The sequence below is a fragment of the Streptomyces sp. NPDC006140 genome (assembly GCF_040628815.1).
Classification (GTDB): Bacteria; Actinomycetota; Actinomycetes; order Streptomycetales; family Streptomycetaceae; genus Streptomyces.
In genome coordinates, this window is the sequence record NZ_JBEXTS010000014.1 from 13,219 (window position 1) to 27,686 (window position 14,468).

Genomic DNA, 14,468 nt, shown 5'->3' on the forward strand with positions numbered 1-14,468 from the left:
CGCCACCACCGGGCGTGGCCCGTCTGCTGCGCCCGTACGCGGGCGGCTTCGCCGTCGTCGTAGTCCTGCAGGTCATCGGCGCTGTCGCCGGCCTGGCGCCGCTCCTCGCGGTCGTCGAGCTCGGCCGTACGCTGCTGGCGCCGGGGCCGGCCGACGAAGGGCACGTGCGGGGCGTCGTGCTCGCGGGCGCGGCAGGGCTGCTCGTACGGCTGCTGTTCACGGCCGCCTCGTCCGGCCTCGGACACCTCCTCGACACCCGGGTGCAACTGTCGCTGCGCCGGCGACTCGCCGAGCGGCTCGGGCGGGTGCCGATCGGCCGGCTGGCGCGGCGGCGCAACGGGGAGCTGGCGAAACTGGTGGGTGAGGACGTCAGCGCCGTGCACCCGCTCATCGCGCACACGCCGGGCGAGCTGGTCTCCGCCTTCGTGGTGCCGCTGGTCTCGCTCGGCTACCTCCTCACCGTGGACTGGCGACTGACGCTGATCACGCTGATCCCCGTCCTGCTGGCGGTCGCGCTGGTACCGCTGATGATGACCCCCACGCGGCTGCGCGAGCAGAAGGAGTTCGACGCCGCGATGGGGCGGATCTCGGCGTCGGTGGTCGAGTTCGTGCACGGCATCGCGGTGGTGAAGGCGTTCGGCGGGTCGGAACGGGCGCACGGCACGTTCCGCACCGCCGTGGGCGACTTCACCCGGAGCTTCTACCGCATGGTGCGCGGTCTTTCCGGGGTCGCCGCCGGGATGCAGGTGGCGCTGTCGCCGCCGTTCGTGCTGCTGGCGGTGCTGGTCGGCGGCGCATACCGGATCACCGGGGGCGGGCTCGCCCCGGCGGACCTGCTGCCTTTCATCCTTCTCGGCCTCGGGCTGACCGCGCCCGTGGCCGCGCTCGGGCACGGCTTCGACGACCTGCAGGCCGCGCGGCGCGCCCTCGGCCGCATCCGGGACGTACTCGCCGAGCCGTCGCTGCCCGAGCCCGTACGGCCGGTGGCGCCCGAGGGACACCGAGTGGAGCTGCGGGACGTCCGCTTCGGGTACGAGGGCGCCGCGGCCGGGCGCGAGGTGCTGCGCGGTATCGACCTGGTGCTGGAGCCGGGGACGACCACGGCCGTGGTCGGGCCGTCCGGCAGCGGCAAGTCCACGCTGGTGCAACTGCTGACGCGGTTCTACGACCCGACGCACGGCTCCGTGCTCCTCGGCGGCGTCGACCTGCGTGAGGTGGGCAGCCAGGAGCTGTACCGGCGGGTGTCCTTCGTCTTCCAGGACGTCCGGCTGCTGCGCGCCTCGGTCGCGGACAACATCGCCCTCGCCGTCCCGCACGCCGACCGCGACGCCGTCGTCCGCGCCGCCCGCCGGGCGAGCATCCACGACCGCGTTCTCGAACTGCCCCGCGGCTACGACTCGGTGATCGGCGAGGACGCCCGCCTCTCCGGCGGCGAGGCGCAGCGCGTCTCGATCGCCCGCGCCCTGCTCGCGGACACCCCCGTCCTGGTCCTCGACGAGGCCACCGCCTTCGCCGACCCGCAGACCGAGCAGGCGGTGCGCGAGGCGCTGGCACAGACCCGTCAGAAGCGGACGACGCTGGTCATCGCCCACCGCCCGGAGACGATCGCCGACGCCGACACCGTCGTGATGCTGCGCGACGGCGAGATCGTGGAGCGGGGCACGGCCGCTGAACTCCTCGCGCGGGGCGGTGCGTTCGCCGAATTCTGGAAGATCCACGCAGGTGCCATGGAAGCCGGTGCCATGGAAGCCGGTGCCGTGGAAGCCGGTGCCGTGGAAGCCGATGTCATGGAAAGGGAAGAGGCCCGATGATCAGCACACTGCTGCGTGTGCTCGGCGACGAGTACGCCGGGCCGGTGCGCCGCACCGTCGCCCTGATGACGGCGACCGCCCTGGCCGAGGGACTGTCGTACGCCCTGCTGGTGCCCGTGCTGCGCGCGCTCTTCGGCAGCACACCCGAGGACGCCCGACCCTGGCTGGCCGCCTTCGGCGCGGCGGTCGCGGTCTACGCGGTGCTGCGGTACGTCAGCGACCGCTCCGGTTTCCGCGTGGGCACGACGATGCTGCACGGCATGTACGAGCGCCTCGGCGAACACCTCGCCCGGCTGCCCATCGGCTGGTATCGACCCGGCCGCACCGGCGAGGTGTCCGTCCTCGCCAGCCAGGGCGTGTTGCAGGCGATGAGCGTGATCGCGCACCTGCTGGCGCCGTTCATCTCCGCCTGTGTGACGCCGCTGACGATCGTCGCCGTGATGCTCGTCTTCAACTGGCAGCTGGGGCTGGCAGGCCTGGCCGCTGTGCCGTTGGTGGCCGCGGTCCAGCGGCGCACGGCCCGCGTGACGACGGCTACCGACAAGGAGCGCGTGGAACGCGAGCGCGAGGCCACCGGCCGCGTCATCGAGTACCTCCAAGCCCAGCCGGTACTGCGCGCCGGCGGCCGCACCGGCGAGCGGTTCGGTCTGCTGGACGACTCCCTGAAGGAACTGAGCCGCGCCTCGCGCCGCTCCACCCTTTCGGCGCTGCCAGGTGTGCTGGGCCTCGCGGTCACTGTGCAGGCGGTGTTCACCGCACTGCTCGCCCTCGCTGCGTACCTCGCTCTCGGCGGGGACATCGGCGCGGCCGAGGTGCTCGCGGTCCTGGTGCTGGCCGCCCGCTGCGCCGACCCGCTGCTGTCCCTCGCCGAGATGAGCGGTGGCATCCGCGCCGCCCGCGCCGAACTCACCCGCCTCGACGACGTCCTGAGCACCAAGCCGCTGCCGGAGCCCCGGGCGCCACGCGAACCGTCCTGCCACCACATCGAGTTCGACGCGGTCACCTTCCGGCACGGAAACCGCACGGTCGCCGACGGGGTGACGCTGTCCGTACCCGAGGGCCGGCGGCTGGCCGTCGTCGGGCCGTCGGGCGCGGGCAAGACGACACTGCTGCACCTGCTCGCCCGCTTCTACGACGTCGACGCGGGCGCGGTGCGGATCGGCGGCGTGGACGTACGGGAAATGGACACCGCGGCGCTGATGGCGCGGATCGCCATCGTCTTCCAGGACGTCTACCTCTTCGACGGCACGATCGAGGAGAACGTGCGCCTCGGCCGCCCGGACGCCACCGACGCCGAGGTACGGGCAGCAGCAGCCGCGGCCCGTCTCGACGAGGTGATCGAGCGGCTGCCCGGCGGCTGGTCGACGGACGTGGGCGAGGGCGGGGCGCTGCTGTCGGGCGGCGAGCGGCAGCGCGTCTCCATCGCCCGAGCGTTGCTGAAGGACGCGCCGATCGTGCTGCTCGACGAGGTCACGTCGGCCCTGGACCCGGTGAACGAGGCGGCCGTGCACGCCGGCATCGAGGAGCTGATGGCGGGCCGGACCGTGGTGATGGTGGCCCACCGCATGGGAACCGTACGCCGGGCCGACCGCGTCGCCTTCCTGGACGCCGGGCGGGTGGTCGAACAGGGCAACCACGAGGAGCTGCTGCGACGCGCCGGCCGATACGCCGCGTACTGGGACCTGTCCCGGGCCGGGGCAGCACGGGACTGAGACGGCCGTGCAGGGCCTGCGCCTCGGCGGAGAAGACGACGGAACGGCCGACAAGGAAGTCCTCGGCATCCTTCAGCGGAGATCGGGTTACGGAGATCACCGGGCAGCGAAGTTTGTCGTGGTTGGCACAGCGGCGGTCGCCGTTCCCGGTGCCCTCGACGACACCCAGGATCTGGCCGGAGAAGCAGCCGCCGACGTCAAGAAGGACGACCTGGCTCCCAGCGGCGCGTGCTTCGAGGTGTCGCAGGGCCGGGGTCGGGGTGGGCGAACAGGTCGCGGTGAGCTGTCGCAGGCGAGGCCGTCGCCCTCGACCTGGCGTAGCACCTGGTCGTGTACGAAGTACGGAGTACGGACTTGGGCTTGGGGCGCACCGCCCGCAGCTCGGTGGGGCACCCACACCGCGTACGCACACGGGCCGCCCGGGTAGCAGGTGGGTTCCGGATACGCCAGGCCGCTGCCCGAGCCGAGACGGGGGAGCGGTGGCAGGAGCCGGCTTACGTCTTCACTAGCCGCACCGGTCGCCCAGTCGAGCCGCGCGACGTACCGCTCGCGTTGGGTCATGCTGATCCGTCGGATTCTTGGGGATCAAACTCTGTCCGCTCACGCAAACGGCCCCGGACGAGGAGTCCGAGGCCGAGTAGGAGCCCTCCCAGAGGAAGAAGCCCCAGGTCAGAGCGGCAACGCGTTGTGCCCCCGGCAGGATTCGAACCTGCGACACCCGCTTTAGGAGTTCGATCCCTCTGTGGAGCGGCCTGCTTGAACGGGGTTCGGCGGTCGCTCGTCGATCCGGCTGAGGCTGCTTCGGTGTGCCATCGTTCGTCGCCGTTGATGTCACCTGGTGATGTCAAAGCGACGGGCTATGCGCTGATGGGCAACGCTCGTGCCTGCTGGCGGGCTTGGGCCCGCAGCTCCTTGAGGCGGTCATGAAACGCGTTGTGGCGGTTCTGGTCGAGGTTCAGCGGCAGGTCGAGTTGAGATATGAGCTCCGATTCCAGGGCCCACGGCTCGGCATGCTCGATCCAGCACACTCGGGCGTTCTCGGCCATCCATTGGGTGAGGGTGGCTTCCCCGACCTTGCCGAAGGTCAGGCGCTTCCCGCTGCCTACACGGCGCAACTCGAGCCCGAGCAAGCAGCCGAGGGTAAGCCGCAGTGTTGACCCTGCCGCGTTACCTCGGTAGTGGTACCGCACTCGCTTCCGCAGGTTCTGCGTGCTGGTCCGGTTCGCCATGTACCGCGGGGCGATGCCCACGTACAGCAGGCGGCCGGCGTCCAGCTCCTGGTGCGGCGCCTGCTCGAAGTGCCACCCGTAGACCCCTGCCACCGCTGGAACTGGGCTCGGGCGGTTCAAGACCTCCTGCGCCGACCACAGTCGAACGGGAGTGGTGAGAGCGGTAGCTTCCACGAAGCCTCCAGATGAGCCACGGGCGGTCAGCCGCAGGCTACTTGCTGATGCGGCACGGTACGCGGTCTCACCTATGCGCAGGCCCTCAGCTGGGGAAGCTGCGACACCATAGGCTTGATCGCGAACGGCAGTCCTCGACTCCTGATGGGAGACTGGAGCGACAGTGGCTAATCCCTTTGCACCGCCGCCAGAGAACTCGGGGCAACCGTCATGGTCGCCGGTCGATGAGTACCTCTGGCACTCATGCGACATCCTCGCCGATGTCCTCGAAGGACAAGTGGCCCGCCGGCCCATCGTGGCCACGACCGCGCGACTGCAGCACGGTGATCGTGCACTCGCAGTAGGGCCGGGCCAACGCATGACCTGGAGGGCCCTCGGTAGCGGGAGGTACACACACACCAACTTGGTTGCCTTCGGCAGCCCTGGCTTTGTGGTCGGCTCCTTGGTGGGCTCTGCCATCGGAAACTCTGCCCGACGTCGTCAGGCAGCGCGTGATGCTCAGCCACGGTGGGTGGTGGACGGTACCGGCGAAGTCACCCTCACACTGCAGAGGCTCCACTTTGCGCATGCTGCCGAACTGGACCTTGACTGGCGGGCGTTGAGCTCCATCGAGCTCGCGGCTCCTGACGTGTTCCAGACGAGCTTCATCGACACACGCGGTTCCCAGACGATGGTTCGAGTGCAGACGCCGTGGGCTTCGCTTGCCTTCGCTCTCGCTGCGATCACTGCGTTCCCTGCCCACCCGCGATTACTCAACCGCGGTTGGCTTCCTCCGGATTTCGAGCAACGGTGCGCCCGAGTAGGTCGTCCGTGCCGTCCGGCTGCGCATCTCGCGCTGCGGTCAAGCGGCACCTAGCAGGGGCAGCGTCGGCGCCCGTTGTGGTGCCGACGCTTTCTGCTCGGCAGGGAAGGGACGGCAGAAGCCGCCCTGGAAGGCTATTAGCTTGGGAAGCTTGGGTTGTCTGCGGGTGGTTGCTGAGCTGACCTGCAGCGGAGCGGCGTCGGCCCCTGACGGGTGGTCCACTGGTTACCCGGTACTCCCCGTGGCTCCCCCCACGATCTGGCACGGGTCTGGCACGGACTTCCTCCGCTCACACTGGCTGCATTGCGGACGTCGCCCAAGACAGAACACGCCCCTAGCTAGTCCGAATCTTGAGGCTTGAGGTTGTCGTATGCCCTGGGGTGGGTGCGCAACTGACCCTTTAGATAGCGCCGATCACGCAGGTTCGCCATAACAGCGTCATAGTGAGCTTGCTCAGCCACCCAGTCCCGGTCGAGGTGGGGCATCGCCTCGCCCGACATCTCGCGGGCGAGGTCATACAGTTCCCGTCGCCAGGCCGGGTCAATGGCCCGCTCGTTGACAACCGCGTTACGAAAGGCGAAGCACGCGAAGAGTGCTGTGGATGCGAGCAGACCAACGGCTTGCCGGCAGGCCTCTTCATCGAATGTGATCGCCGAGTTAAGGAAGAAATGATCTTCCTCTACCGTGAACTGGCCCATGCAAGACTCCGCCGTCGGGTGGGCCCAAGCCGAAGACTCCGCGTAGAAGTTCTTGTACATATCAACCTCGCGTGCGGAGTCCCCTCGTACGTCACTGAGCCACTGTCGTACACGCGCGTCGGGGAACCACCTGCCGTCACGAAGCCATTGATCGGCCATCTTGGGGTCCTTGGCCAACACTCTGGCTAGGCCGGCAGACTCATACACCGAGCGTAGCAAGTTGCGCATCTCTGCTAGGAAGCCGTGGCTCGTGACCACCCAAGCTGCCCGCAGCTGGGTGAAGCTTCGAGCCAGCGCCGCTGCGGCAGCGACTTCATTCTCGAAGGTCTCCTCAAAGGGAAAGCGATCAACGCGGAACGTGCCAGAGTGGAGAAGAGCCATGGCGCGCCCGAACCAGGCGCTCTCAGGCCACTCCGATGAGGCTTCGAGGAAGCGCCCCATGTGTACTACGTCATCGGGGAGGGCGCCCAGATCGTACTCATCTGTCATGCGCCTATGGTGCTCGCCCTGTGTGCAGTGGTGCCACCGCATTTGCCAGATACTGCAACGCTCCTGAGACCGTATGAGTCTCAAGCAACGCGGCTGGTCAGGGCCGCGCAGGTGCTCGTTCGGCTCGGTTCCGGCCACAGATGGTCCACTAGGACCTGGCTACTACTTTGGCGGCAGGGCGAGCGCAAAGCCCCTCAGCAGTACCGTCAGAGCTAGGTCCCCAACGGCCTCGAACAGCGGCAACTTGGGCTGATCAGGCCAGACATGGAGGGACTGTGGCCGCGGAAAAGTGCCCACGGCTGCCGACCGAACGACCTACTTTCGAGCTGGCACCTGTCCAGCTGCAACCCACGTAAGCTGCGTGGCAGGAGTGGAGACTTCGCGTCTCGGAATCTATTATTAGAACATGCTTTCGATTTTGGAGGTTTGAGGTATGGGTGACGGAAGCTCGATCGAGTGGACAGAGGCGACCTGGAACCCAACCACTGGATGCGATCGCGTCTCCCCTGGCTGCGATAACTGTTACGCCCTCACGCTTTCCAAACGCCTTAAGGCGATGGGGGCCGAAAAGTATCAAACCGACGGAAACCCTGTCACCTCGGGTCCTGGTTTCGGTCTTGCCTTACATCCTGACTCGCTGTCACTCCCCTACCGCTGGAAGTCACCTCGCACCGTCTTCGTGAACTCCATGAGCGACCTCTTTCACGCCCGGGTGCCACTGGAGTTCGTACAGCAAGTATTCGACGTCATGGCAGATACGCCACAGCACACCTATCAGGTCCTAACCAAGCGTGGCCGCCGACTCCGCCGACTCGCGAGCAGCCTGACTTGGCCTGACAACGTCTGGATCGGTGTGTCTGTCGAAGGAGAAGATCAACTGTCTCGGGTGGATGACCTGCGGCAAGTGCCCGCTGATGTACGGTTCTTGTCTTGTGAACCTCTACTAGGGCCGCTGTCCGGACTTGATCTAGACGGCATCGGCTGGGTGATTGTCGGTGGGGAGTCTGGTCCACGCCATCGGCCGCTTGATGAAGCATGGGTTGTTGAGATCCGCGACAACTGCGAGGTCTCAGGCGTCCCCTTCTTCTTCAAGCAGTGGGGAGGACGAACCCCTAAATCAGGTGGGCGAGAGCTGCAGGGCCGCGTCTGGGACAGCACACCACCGCGCCTGACTAGCGTCTCCTAAGCGATTGACCGATCGGTGGTCTGTTGCGATGCGCTGACTACGTGTGACCATCTTCTTCCGCTATACCGCCAGCAAGGCGGTAGCAGAGGGGGAGAGTCATGGCGGTCAGCACGTCGGCGGGTTTACTCGACCGGAACCACAGCCAGTCGATCTTCAAGCACGCGATCCTTCGTCGGTACGTCACTCCGTATGCCGCGATGGTCGGATCAAGTTCGCCGGGACATCGTGTTGCGATCGTTGACGGGTTCGCCGGCCGGGGGCGCTACCCCGACGGAACGCCTGGGTCAGGAGAGTTGATCCTTCGAGCTGCAGCCAAGGCAAGCCGAGCCGTCGTGGAAGCAACTCTCGTGGAGAAGAAGCGTGCCGACTACGAAAAATTGGCCCAAGTGGTTGGTGAGTACCAGGCCCGAGGTGTGCGAGCCGTTGCCCACCAAGGGCTCGTTCACGAACATCTAAGCAGCATCGTCGCAGCAGCCAAAGGAATTCCGCTCTTCCTCTTCCTCGACCCCTGTGGCGCGGGCCTGCCTTTCATGGACCTGGCACGTGTCCTCGACGGCGAGCGCCGTCGGGTGCGCCCAAGTACAGAGGTCCTGCTCAACTTCAGTGCCGATTTCACTCGGCGAGCAACCGGCGCGCTAGCTGCCGGACAGCACAGCCACGAGAGCCTGCCGGCGCTTGATCGTGTATGTGGGGGTACCTGGTGGCGGGACGTCGCCTTACAGGCACTCGGACCGGACTCCACATTCGAACCCTGCGCTGAAGCAGTCGCCCGCGCGTATACAGACCGTCTGGCCCGGATGACAGGTATGCACGGGATCACAGTTCCCGTGAAGCGGCGGGTTCACCATCAGCCCGTGTACCACCTTGTTTTCCTAACTCGGAGCCCATTCGGTATCTGGGTGTTCGCCGACGCCATAGCCAGAGCAAGGAACGAATGGCTCGAGGCCTTGGGGCCGCAGACTGACGATTCCGATGACGCCCTGTTCAGCTTCGGCGACGTGGTGAAGGATGTGGTGGCACAGGAGCAGGAGAGGGCTCGCATTCGCGTCCGGGAAAACCTTCAGAAGATCGTCACCCGGCGGAACCGGACCAAGTTGGTGGACGAGGTCTGGTCTGTCTTCGAGGGCGTGTACGGCGTTGCCAACGACACAACAATTAGCGCTGCCCTGGGGTTGGCCGTGAAGGAGGGCTCCGTTGCAGTAGTCGAACAGGGCAGGAAGATCCGCGACAGCGTCATCGGCCCGAGCGGGTGATACCGCTCTGCCTGAGGCGGTCGGCAAGTCGGCCCCAAGACGCCCTCGTTGACCGTGACTGACCTCTGCATCTGGCATGGTTGTGGCACGAACCTCAGCTGACGACAGTCAGCCACGACGCTGAGTGCGTCGAACCGACCAGGCGCGCGTATGCCTCGCTGTGCCCCCACTTGCCTCAGCCACGATATCTGTATGTGACCGGAGAAGCCGGCGGGGCGGCACCTACTTCACGAAGTCGCTGCCTCGCAGGTGAACAATTCTGACTTGGACACCTTCAAGACAGAATGTAGGTCCTTATAAAGCTGAGTTGACATGAGCTCGGGGCACGAAAATCCGCCGCGCATTGCACGTTCCAGCGTGTCCTTACTTATCCTTGCCGCCCAGTGGGTCTGCATCAGGTATGCCATGACGGAGTTTAGATCGTGACCGCAGCAATACTCCATTGCGTCAATTTCGGAGCGCATTACCGTTCTAATTGACGTTACTATTTGAGCTTTATCGAACTCATTGACTCGCGCCTTTTTTGATCGCTTCAAGCTCATATCGAATAGCTCATCGATGTCAATGGCGCTTCCATCTGCGTATGCCACTTCTTTGATGGGGGTACCAGCCACTCGCAACCCCCAGCCATGGTCGTGTGAGAGCTTGCGTAGTACTCCAAGGGGCAGGCTTAGGGTAATCGCGGCGTCTACTGGGGAGGAAATTTGATGTGTATCGAGAAAATCTTGTACCTTGTCGCGATCGCAGAAGGCGGACACCATCCGCCTGCAAACTTCCCCTGTAAAGAAGATCGTCGCGTCTATATCATAGAAATCCGTGCGCGCAGCCAGAGCGCTAATCGGCTTCCGTGACTTACACCAGTCTCGATCCACTAATGCGCCGACGTTCTTGATACCCTGTTGGTCGACCAAATTGATAGCTTCGACCACGGAATCTTTCCCATACCCAGGAACCGTCTCACATGCTCCGTCAACTAGATGCGGATCCAAGACGGCACAGTCGGAATCACCTTCGCAAATCAGATACTTTTGGTCTTTCCTTCCTGCGCCCAACAGGAGCAAGTAAGAGAACAGATCGTCACCAGTGAGGCCTTGCAGCATCCCTAACCCCACATCTCCTCATTGGCGTAACCGGGCTCAAGGCCGACTGTGTCGGACCAGTACTTGTGGATGATCTGAGGAGAGTGAGTAGCAACCATAAAGCGAGCCGAGTTGATTGCGGCGATTCGGACGATGTCGTTCAGAAATTCTTTCTGCCAAACGACATGCAAAGAGATCTCTGGCTCGTCGATCAGTACGAGGCTATTTGGTTTCACGTTGAAAAGTAGATCATAGGCGAGGACGAGTTCGTGCTGCTCGCCTGAGCTTAGCTTCTCGGCTCGAATTTCCTTCCCTCCGGCCGTGACAACATGAAACCCGTCTCGGTCGAGGACCAGTTCTTTGTAAAGGAAGCGAGAGTTCACGATTTCACGTAGAAGGGCAACCCGGTTAAGTAGATCTTGAAAAGTGTTTAGCTTCTCTTCGGTGTCATCGAGGTAGGTCCAGAGTACTCTCTTTTCCCAGTCTGCCAAGGTGCGGTCAGGCAATGGGAGCTCTCCGGAGGCATCCAGAACCGAAATCTGAGTTAGTCTGCGCCTAATCTCGCTCTGCTCTGAGTATCGAGTGCGAATCGCATTCTCGGTGATCTGTGGAAGAAGATGAGTCTCCGATAGAAGTCGACGAGGGAAAGAGCGATCTAGCCCTTGTGACACTCGCGAATTTTGCGCCAACGCATCTCCCAATCTACGGGAGAAGTCCTCCGAAAACTTCACCACAGTTGGTCGGCGGACGTTTTCAGGGTCCCGTGGTGTACGGCTAGGTCGTACCAATTGGAGATTGATTAGGCGTTGGGTCTCGATGAGATGAACAGTTGTCGATACGAGTACATCGGAAATTTCTGATGGAACGTCCTCCGGTGGCAGCATGAGCCCAGGTCGAGGAAGATAGTCGCTATACCTTTGGTAGATTTCGCGTGGAGACACGACATCTCCTACAGTCATGTCACGCCATCGCGCAGATGAAATTCTCCTGACGGGTAGCTCGCTTTCCATTACTCGAAGAAATCCTGGTGGGAATTCTCCGCGATTTAGGGATTTCGAGGCATCCCAAGGGATTTCTCGGCCTCCGGGCTGTTTCAGTAGAAAACGCAGGGTTTCGCTGAGGCTTTCCTCTTCCCCTAGACCGGGCAGCGCCTCCTGCCCTGTGCGCTCAATGGTAATCACGCTATCGTCACTGAACTGGAACAGCACCGATCGGAAGGGAATATCGGAGATTAGTTGGATGTTCATGGAGAAGGTTGCATCGATCAGCTCAAGTAGCTTGGTCTTTCCGATGCCATTGGGGCCGTGGAGAATTACGAAGTCCTTGTCGGCAGGGAACGGGACTTCGTGATCGAAGCGCCCGAGGAGTTGCGACACCTCCACTCGCACGAGCTTCCGGTCTGTGACGCTCTCCGTGCTGTCTTCAGCCACGCGTCCTCCCTCTTCTAGCCCTGAGGTAGGAACGATAGCGACCCGTGGTCACTCTCCGCCACAGGATCAATACAAAGGCGCAAAGTCTTGTTAGGGCTCGGTCGGTTGTGGAGCGAAGTGACGCCGTCATTCTGTCGGGCAACGCAGCCCTGGTGTGAGGCAATGACTGCAGTGTGCGCGGCACGGGTGCCGGCCGGGCTGGAGCGGGGCGGAGACAGGAGCGCAGGCCCGGCCGGGGGCCGGGCCGCGCGCGGGGAGCGGAGCGAGCCGCCTTGAACCAGTAGAGAAAGTTGTAACTCAGTCCGTGGCGTGGGCGTGTCTAGGCCCACCGTCAAGCATCAGCTGGGACCAGAACGTTAAACATCACCTGGGACTAGACATCGTGGCGTGGTCGGTGAAGTCGTATGCGCAGGCCGGGAGTTCGACACCTTGACGGTGGGCCAACGGCAGGAAGACCACTGGCCGAATCGTCCAGGTGATGCGGGTGCTGGCGTGGGTCACAGAGACCGTGCAGGGTTCCATGCGTAAGAGGGCTCGTCGCGTGTCGATGCGGCCGTCGTAGAGCCAGGCCCAGGCCTCATCGGAGGCGTCCGGGTCGAGTGCTGGTGAGATCGTGCGCAGGGCGACCGCTACCCATCTGTCTGCCTGAGGGGCCGCGTAGGCGTCGAAGGATGCCCGGAGTGCCGGCCGTCCTGTTTCGTCGTTGATGTCTTGCGTCCAGCACTCGCACCAGAAGCCCCGCTGAAGCTTGGCCATCAGCACCGGTGCCCTCCGGGCTGGGTGTCCGTGAAGAGTTCCGCGGTGACGGTGTAGCCGCTGTGGCTGCCGTGGACGATGACCCGGTGTGCGATGACGCTGACCATTCCCAAGCCGCGGCCGTGTACCGCGTCCTCGCTCGGCTGCTCGACCTTCGGTGCGGTGCCCGTCCCTCCCTCGTCGGTGACCGACAGGGCGACCACCTTGGGGGAGACCGCCAGGGCCAGGTGGAAGCTGCCCAGCCCGCCGCTTGCCGTGTGGAGGATCGCGTTCGCGCTGAGCTCGCTCACGATCAGTTCGGCGTCGTCGGCCAGGGGAGATCCGCGCAGGATGTCCCGCGTCCAGCGGCGGGCCCGGCTGACCTCTTCCGGAAATCCTGGGCAAGTGAGTCCCCAGACCCGGGCGGTGCTCGTATACTCGTGCATACAAGTTCCTTCGTGCTGGTAGGCCGCCATGTGCAGCGGGTTCGGGCTAGACGAGTTTCACGCCGTCGTGGGCGCGGATGGCCGGCGGGGATACCGCGTCGAGTGCGTCCAGGACGCGGATCGCGTATGCCTCGTCGGCGAGTTCGATGACCTCTTCGCGGGTGGCCCAGCGCAGTGCGCGGGTCTCGTCCCCGGTGGTGGGCGTGCCGTCGGCGGCCTCACAGCGGAAGACCATGGAGACGATCAAACCCTTCATGTTCTTGTAGATCCCGGTCAGCATCGCGGGAAGCGCGATCTTGATGCCGGTCTCTTCGAGAACTTCGCGCTGGAGGGCCTCGGGAATGGTCTCCTCGCGTTCGAGGACTCCGCCCGGGGGTTCCCAGTGGCCGTTGTCGCGGCGTTTGATCAAGAGGGCCTGGCCCTGGTCGTCGACGATGACTCCGGCGACGCTCACGGAGTGCGGACGGTCGGTGCTCACGTTCCTCTGCCCTCTCGGATGGCTAGGCTCTCCACCGTAGCAACAAAGCTCGCCCACTCGTCTAGATACCTAAAGGAGTACACGTGCCCTCTCTTTCCTCCGGCCTCCTCGGCGATCTCGACCCCACGAGCGATCGTGCGGTCTTCCGGCAGATCGCCGACCAGCTGCGCGAGGCAATCGACCGTGGGCGATTCAAGGAGGGCGAAAAGCTGCCCTCCGAGGCCGAACTGGTCGAGCATTACGGGGTTTCCCGTATGACGGTTCGAAACTCCTTCTCCGTCCTCCAGGGCGAGGGCCTGGTGCACGCTGAGCACGGCAAGGGCGTCTTCGTGCGACCACGACCGCCTGTGAGGCGGCTTGCCTCCGACCGGTTCGCCCGGCGCCACCGGGAGCAGGGGAAGTCCGCGTTCATCGTGGAGGCCGACGCCGCCGGCAGTCACCCGCAGGTGGACAGCCTGGAGGTAAAGGAGGAGAAGGCCAGCCAGGACGTCTCCACCCGGCTCGGGTCCGTGCGGCGGGTGCTCGCACGGCGTCGCCGGTATCTGCTGGACGGGCGGCCGGTGGAGTTCGCCACCTCGTATCTGCCGCTCGACATTGCACGGGGTACACCGATTGCCGAGCCGAACCCAGGGCCTGGGGGCATCTACGCCCGGCTTGAGGAGCTGGGGCACCGCCTCGACCACTTCGAGGAAGAGATCCGTGCCCGGATGCCCTCGCCGGATGAGGTCCGGACGCTGCGGCTGGCCTCCGGTGTGCCGGTCATTCACCTGATCCGTACCGCGTTCGACCAGGAGGGGCGGGCCGTGGAGGTCTGCGACACGGTCATGGCGGCGGATGCGTATGTCCTGTCGTACCAGCTCCCGGCGACATGAGTGCCTGACTTGTGGTGGTGCGCGGGGTGCTTCTCCGAACTCGTACACCCCAACAGGCTTACTCGTATAGACGA

12 protein-coding genes are annotated in these 14,468 nt (G+C 64.6%); 5 read left to right on the forward strand and 7 right to left on the reverse strand.

Annotation, left to right across the window (positions count from 1 at the left end; translation table 11 throughout):
- Positions 1–14 precede the first annotated feature (14 nt).
- Together ABZ386_RS31020 and ABZ386_RS31025 are read left to right on the forward strand one after the other, a co-directional pair.
- Positions 15–1,811, forward strand: a complete 1,797-nt coding sequence (locus ABZ386_RS31020; RefSeq protein ID WP_358967061.1) for an ABC transporter ATP-binding protein — start codon at positions 15–17, stop codon at positions 1,809–1,811.
- The gene (locus ABZ386_RS31025; RefSeq protein WP_351338979.1) at positions 1,808–3,523 is read left to right on the forward strand and encodes an ABC transporter ATP-binding protein; all 1,716 of its coding nucleotides are present in this window, start codon (positions 1,808–1,810) and stop codon (positions 3,521–3,523) included. Before ABZ386_RS31020 ends, ABZ386_RS31025 begins: the two co-directional genes overlap by 4 nt.
- An 857-nt stretch (positions 3,524–4,380) precedes the next feature.
- On the opposite strand, the gene ABZ386_RS31030 is transcribed toward ABZ386_RS31025, so the two are convergent.
- A complete protein-coding gene (locus ABZ386_RS31030) occupies positions 4,381–5,385 on the reverse strand; it encodes a GIY-YIG nuclease family protein (protein ID WP_358966870.1) in 1,005 nt (334 codons plus the stop codon).
- A 681-nt stretch (positions 5,386–6,066) separates the two neighbouring features.
- The gene (locus ABZ386_RS31035) at positions 6,067–6,915 is read right to left on the reverse strand and encodes a hypothetical protein (protein ID WP_358966873.1); all 849 of its coding nucleotides are present in this window, start codon (positions 6,913–6,915) and stop codon (positions 6,067–6,069) included.
- Positions 6,916–7,348: 433 nt separating this feature from the next.
- On the opposite strand from ABZ386_RS31035, the gene ABZ386_RS31040 reads away from it, so the two are divergent.
- Positions 7,349–8,101: a phage Gp37/Gp68 family protein gene (locus ABZ386_RS31040; RefSeq protein WP_358966875.1), complete on the forward strand. Its 753-nt coding sequence runs from the start codon at positions 7,349–7,351 to the stop codon at positions 8,099–8,101.
- Positions 8,102–8,199: 98 nt separating this feature from the next.
- Positions 8,200–9,354: a three-Cys-motif partner protein TcmP gene (gene tcmP / locus ABZ386_RS31045; protein ID WP_358966878.1), complete on the forward strand. Its 1,155-nt coding sequence runs from the start codon at positions 8,200–8,202 to the stop codon at positions 9,352–9,354.
- Between the two features lie 227 nt (positions 9,355–9,581).
- Here tcmP and ABZ386_RS31050 read toward each other — a convergent pair whose 3' ends face one another.
- The 5 genes from ABZ386_RS31050 to ABZ386_RS31070 all read right to left on the reverse strand — a co-directional run bounded on the left by ABZ386_RS31050 (position 9,582) and on the right by ABZ386_RS31070 (position 13,498).
- Entirely contained in the window at positions 9,582–10,454 is an 873-nt protein-coding gene (locus ABZ386_RS31050) for a hypothetical protein (protein WP_358966881.1), read from the reverse strand.
- Between the two features lie 2 nt (positions 10,455–10,456).
- Entirely contained in the window at positions 10,457–11,863 is a 1,407-nt protein-coding gene (locus ABZ386_RS31055; RefSeq protein ID WP_358966884.1) for an AAA family ATPase, read from the reverse strand.
- Positions 11,864–12,226: 363 nt separating this feature from the next.
- The gene (locus tag ABZ386_RS31060; RefSeq protein WP_358967064.1) at positions 12,227–12,619 is read right to left on the reverse strand and encodes a hypothetical protein; all 393 of its coding nucleotides are present in this window, start codon (positions 12,617–12,619) and stop codon (positions 12,227–12,229) included.
- Positions 12,619–13,044, reverse strand: coding sequence for an ATP-binding protein (locus tag ABZ386_RS31065; protein ID WP_358966887.1), 426 nt, complete (start codon positions 13,042–13,044; stop codon positions 12,619–12,621). The genes ABZ386_RS31060 and ABZ386_RS31065 overlap by 1 nt, the downstream gene beginning before the upstream one ends.
- A gap of 46 nt (positions 13,045–13,090) precedes the next feature.
- The gene (locus tag ABZ386_RS31070) at positions 13,091–13,498 is read right to left on the reverse strand and encodes an NUDIX hydrolase (RefSeq protein WP_358967067.1); all 408 of its coding nucleotides are present in this window, start codon (positions 13,496–13,498) and stop codon (positions 13,091–13,093) included.
- A gap of 107 nt (positions 13,499–13,605) precedes the next feature.
- Between ABZ386_RS31070 and ABZ386_RS31075 the strand changes: the two genes are divergently transcribed.
- Positions 13,606–14,394: a GntR family transcriptional regulator gene (locus ABZ386_RS31075; protein ID WP_020274970.1), complete on the forward strand. Its 789-nt coding sequence runs from the start codon at positions 13,606–13,608 to the stop codon at positions 14,392–14,394.
- The last annotated feature ends 74 nt before the right edge of the window (positions 14,395–14,468 follow it).

Coding starts and splice junctions, on each gene's coding strand:
- ABZ386_RS31065 (WP_358966887.1), bottom strand. CDS start 13,044: ATGCACGAGTATACGAGCACCGCCCGGGTCTGGGGACTCACTTGCCCA.
- ABZ386_RS31035 (WP_358966873.1), bottom strand. CDS start 6,915: ATGACAGATGAGTACGATCTGGGCGCCCTCCCCGATGACGTAGTACAC.
- ABZ386_RS31050 (WP_358966881.1), bottom strand. CDS start 10,454: ATGCTGCAAGGCCTCACTGGTGACGATCTGTTCTCTTACTTGCTCCTG.
- ABZ386_RS31025 (WP_351338979.1), top strand. CDS start 1,808: ATGATCAGCACACTGCTGCGTGTGCTCGGCGACGAGTACGCCGGGCCG.
- ABZ386_RS31060 (WP_358967064.1), bottom strand. CDS start 12,619: ATGGCCAAGCTTCAGCGGGGCTTCTGGTGCGAGTGCTGGACGCAAGAC.
- ABZ386_RS31040 (WP_358966875.1), top strand. CDS start 7,349: ATGGGTGACGGAAGCTCGATCGAGTGGACAGAGGCGACCTGGAACCCA.
- tcmP (WP_358966878.1), top strand. CDS start 8,200: ATGGCGGTCAGCACGTCGGCGGGTTTACTCGACCGGAACCACAGCCAG.
- ABZ386_RS31030 (WP_358966870.1), bottom strand. CDS start 5,385: ATGGCAGAGCCCACCAAGGAGCCGACCACAAAGCCAGGGCTGCCGAAG.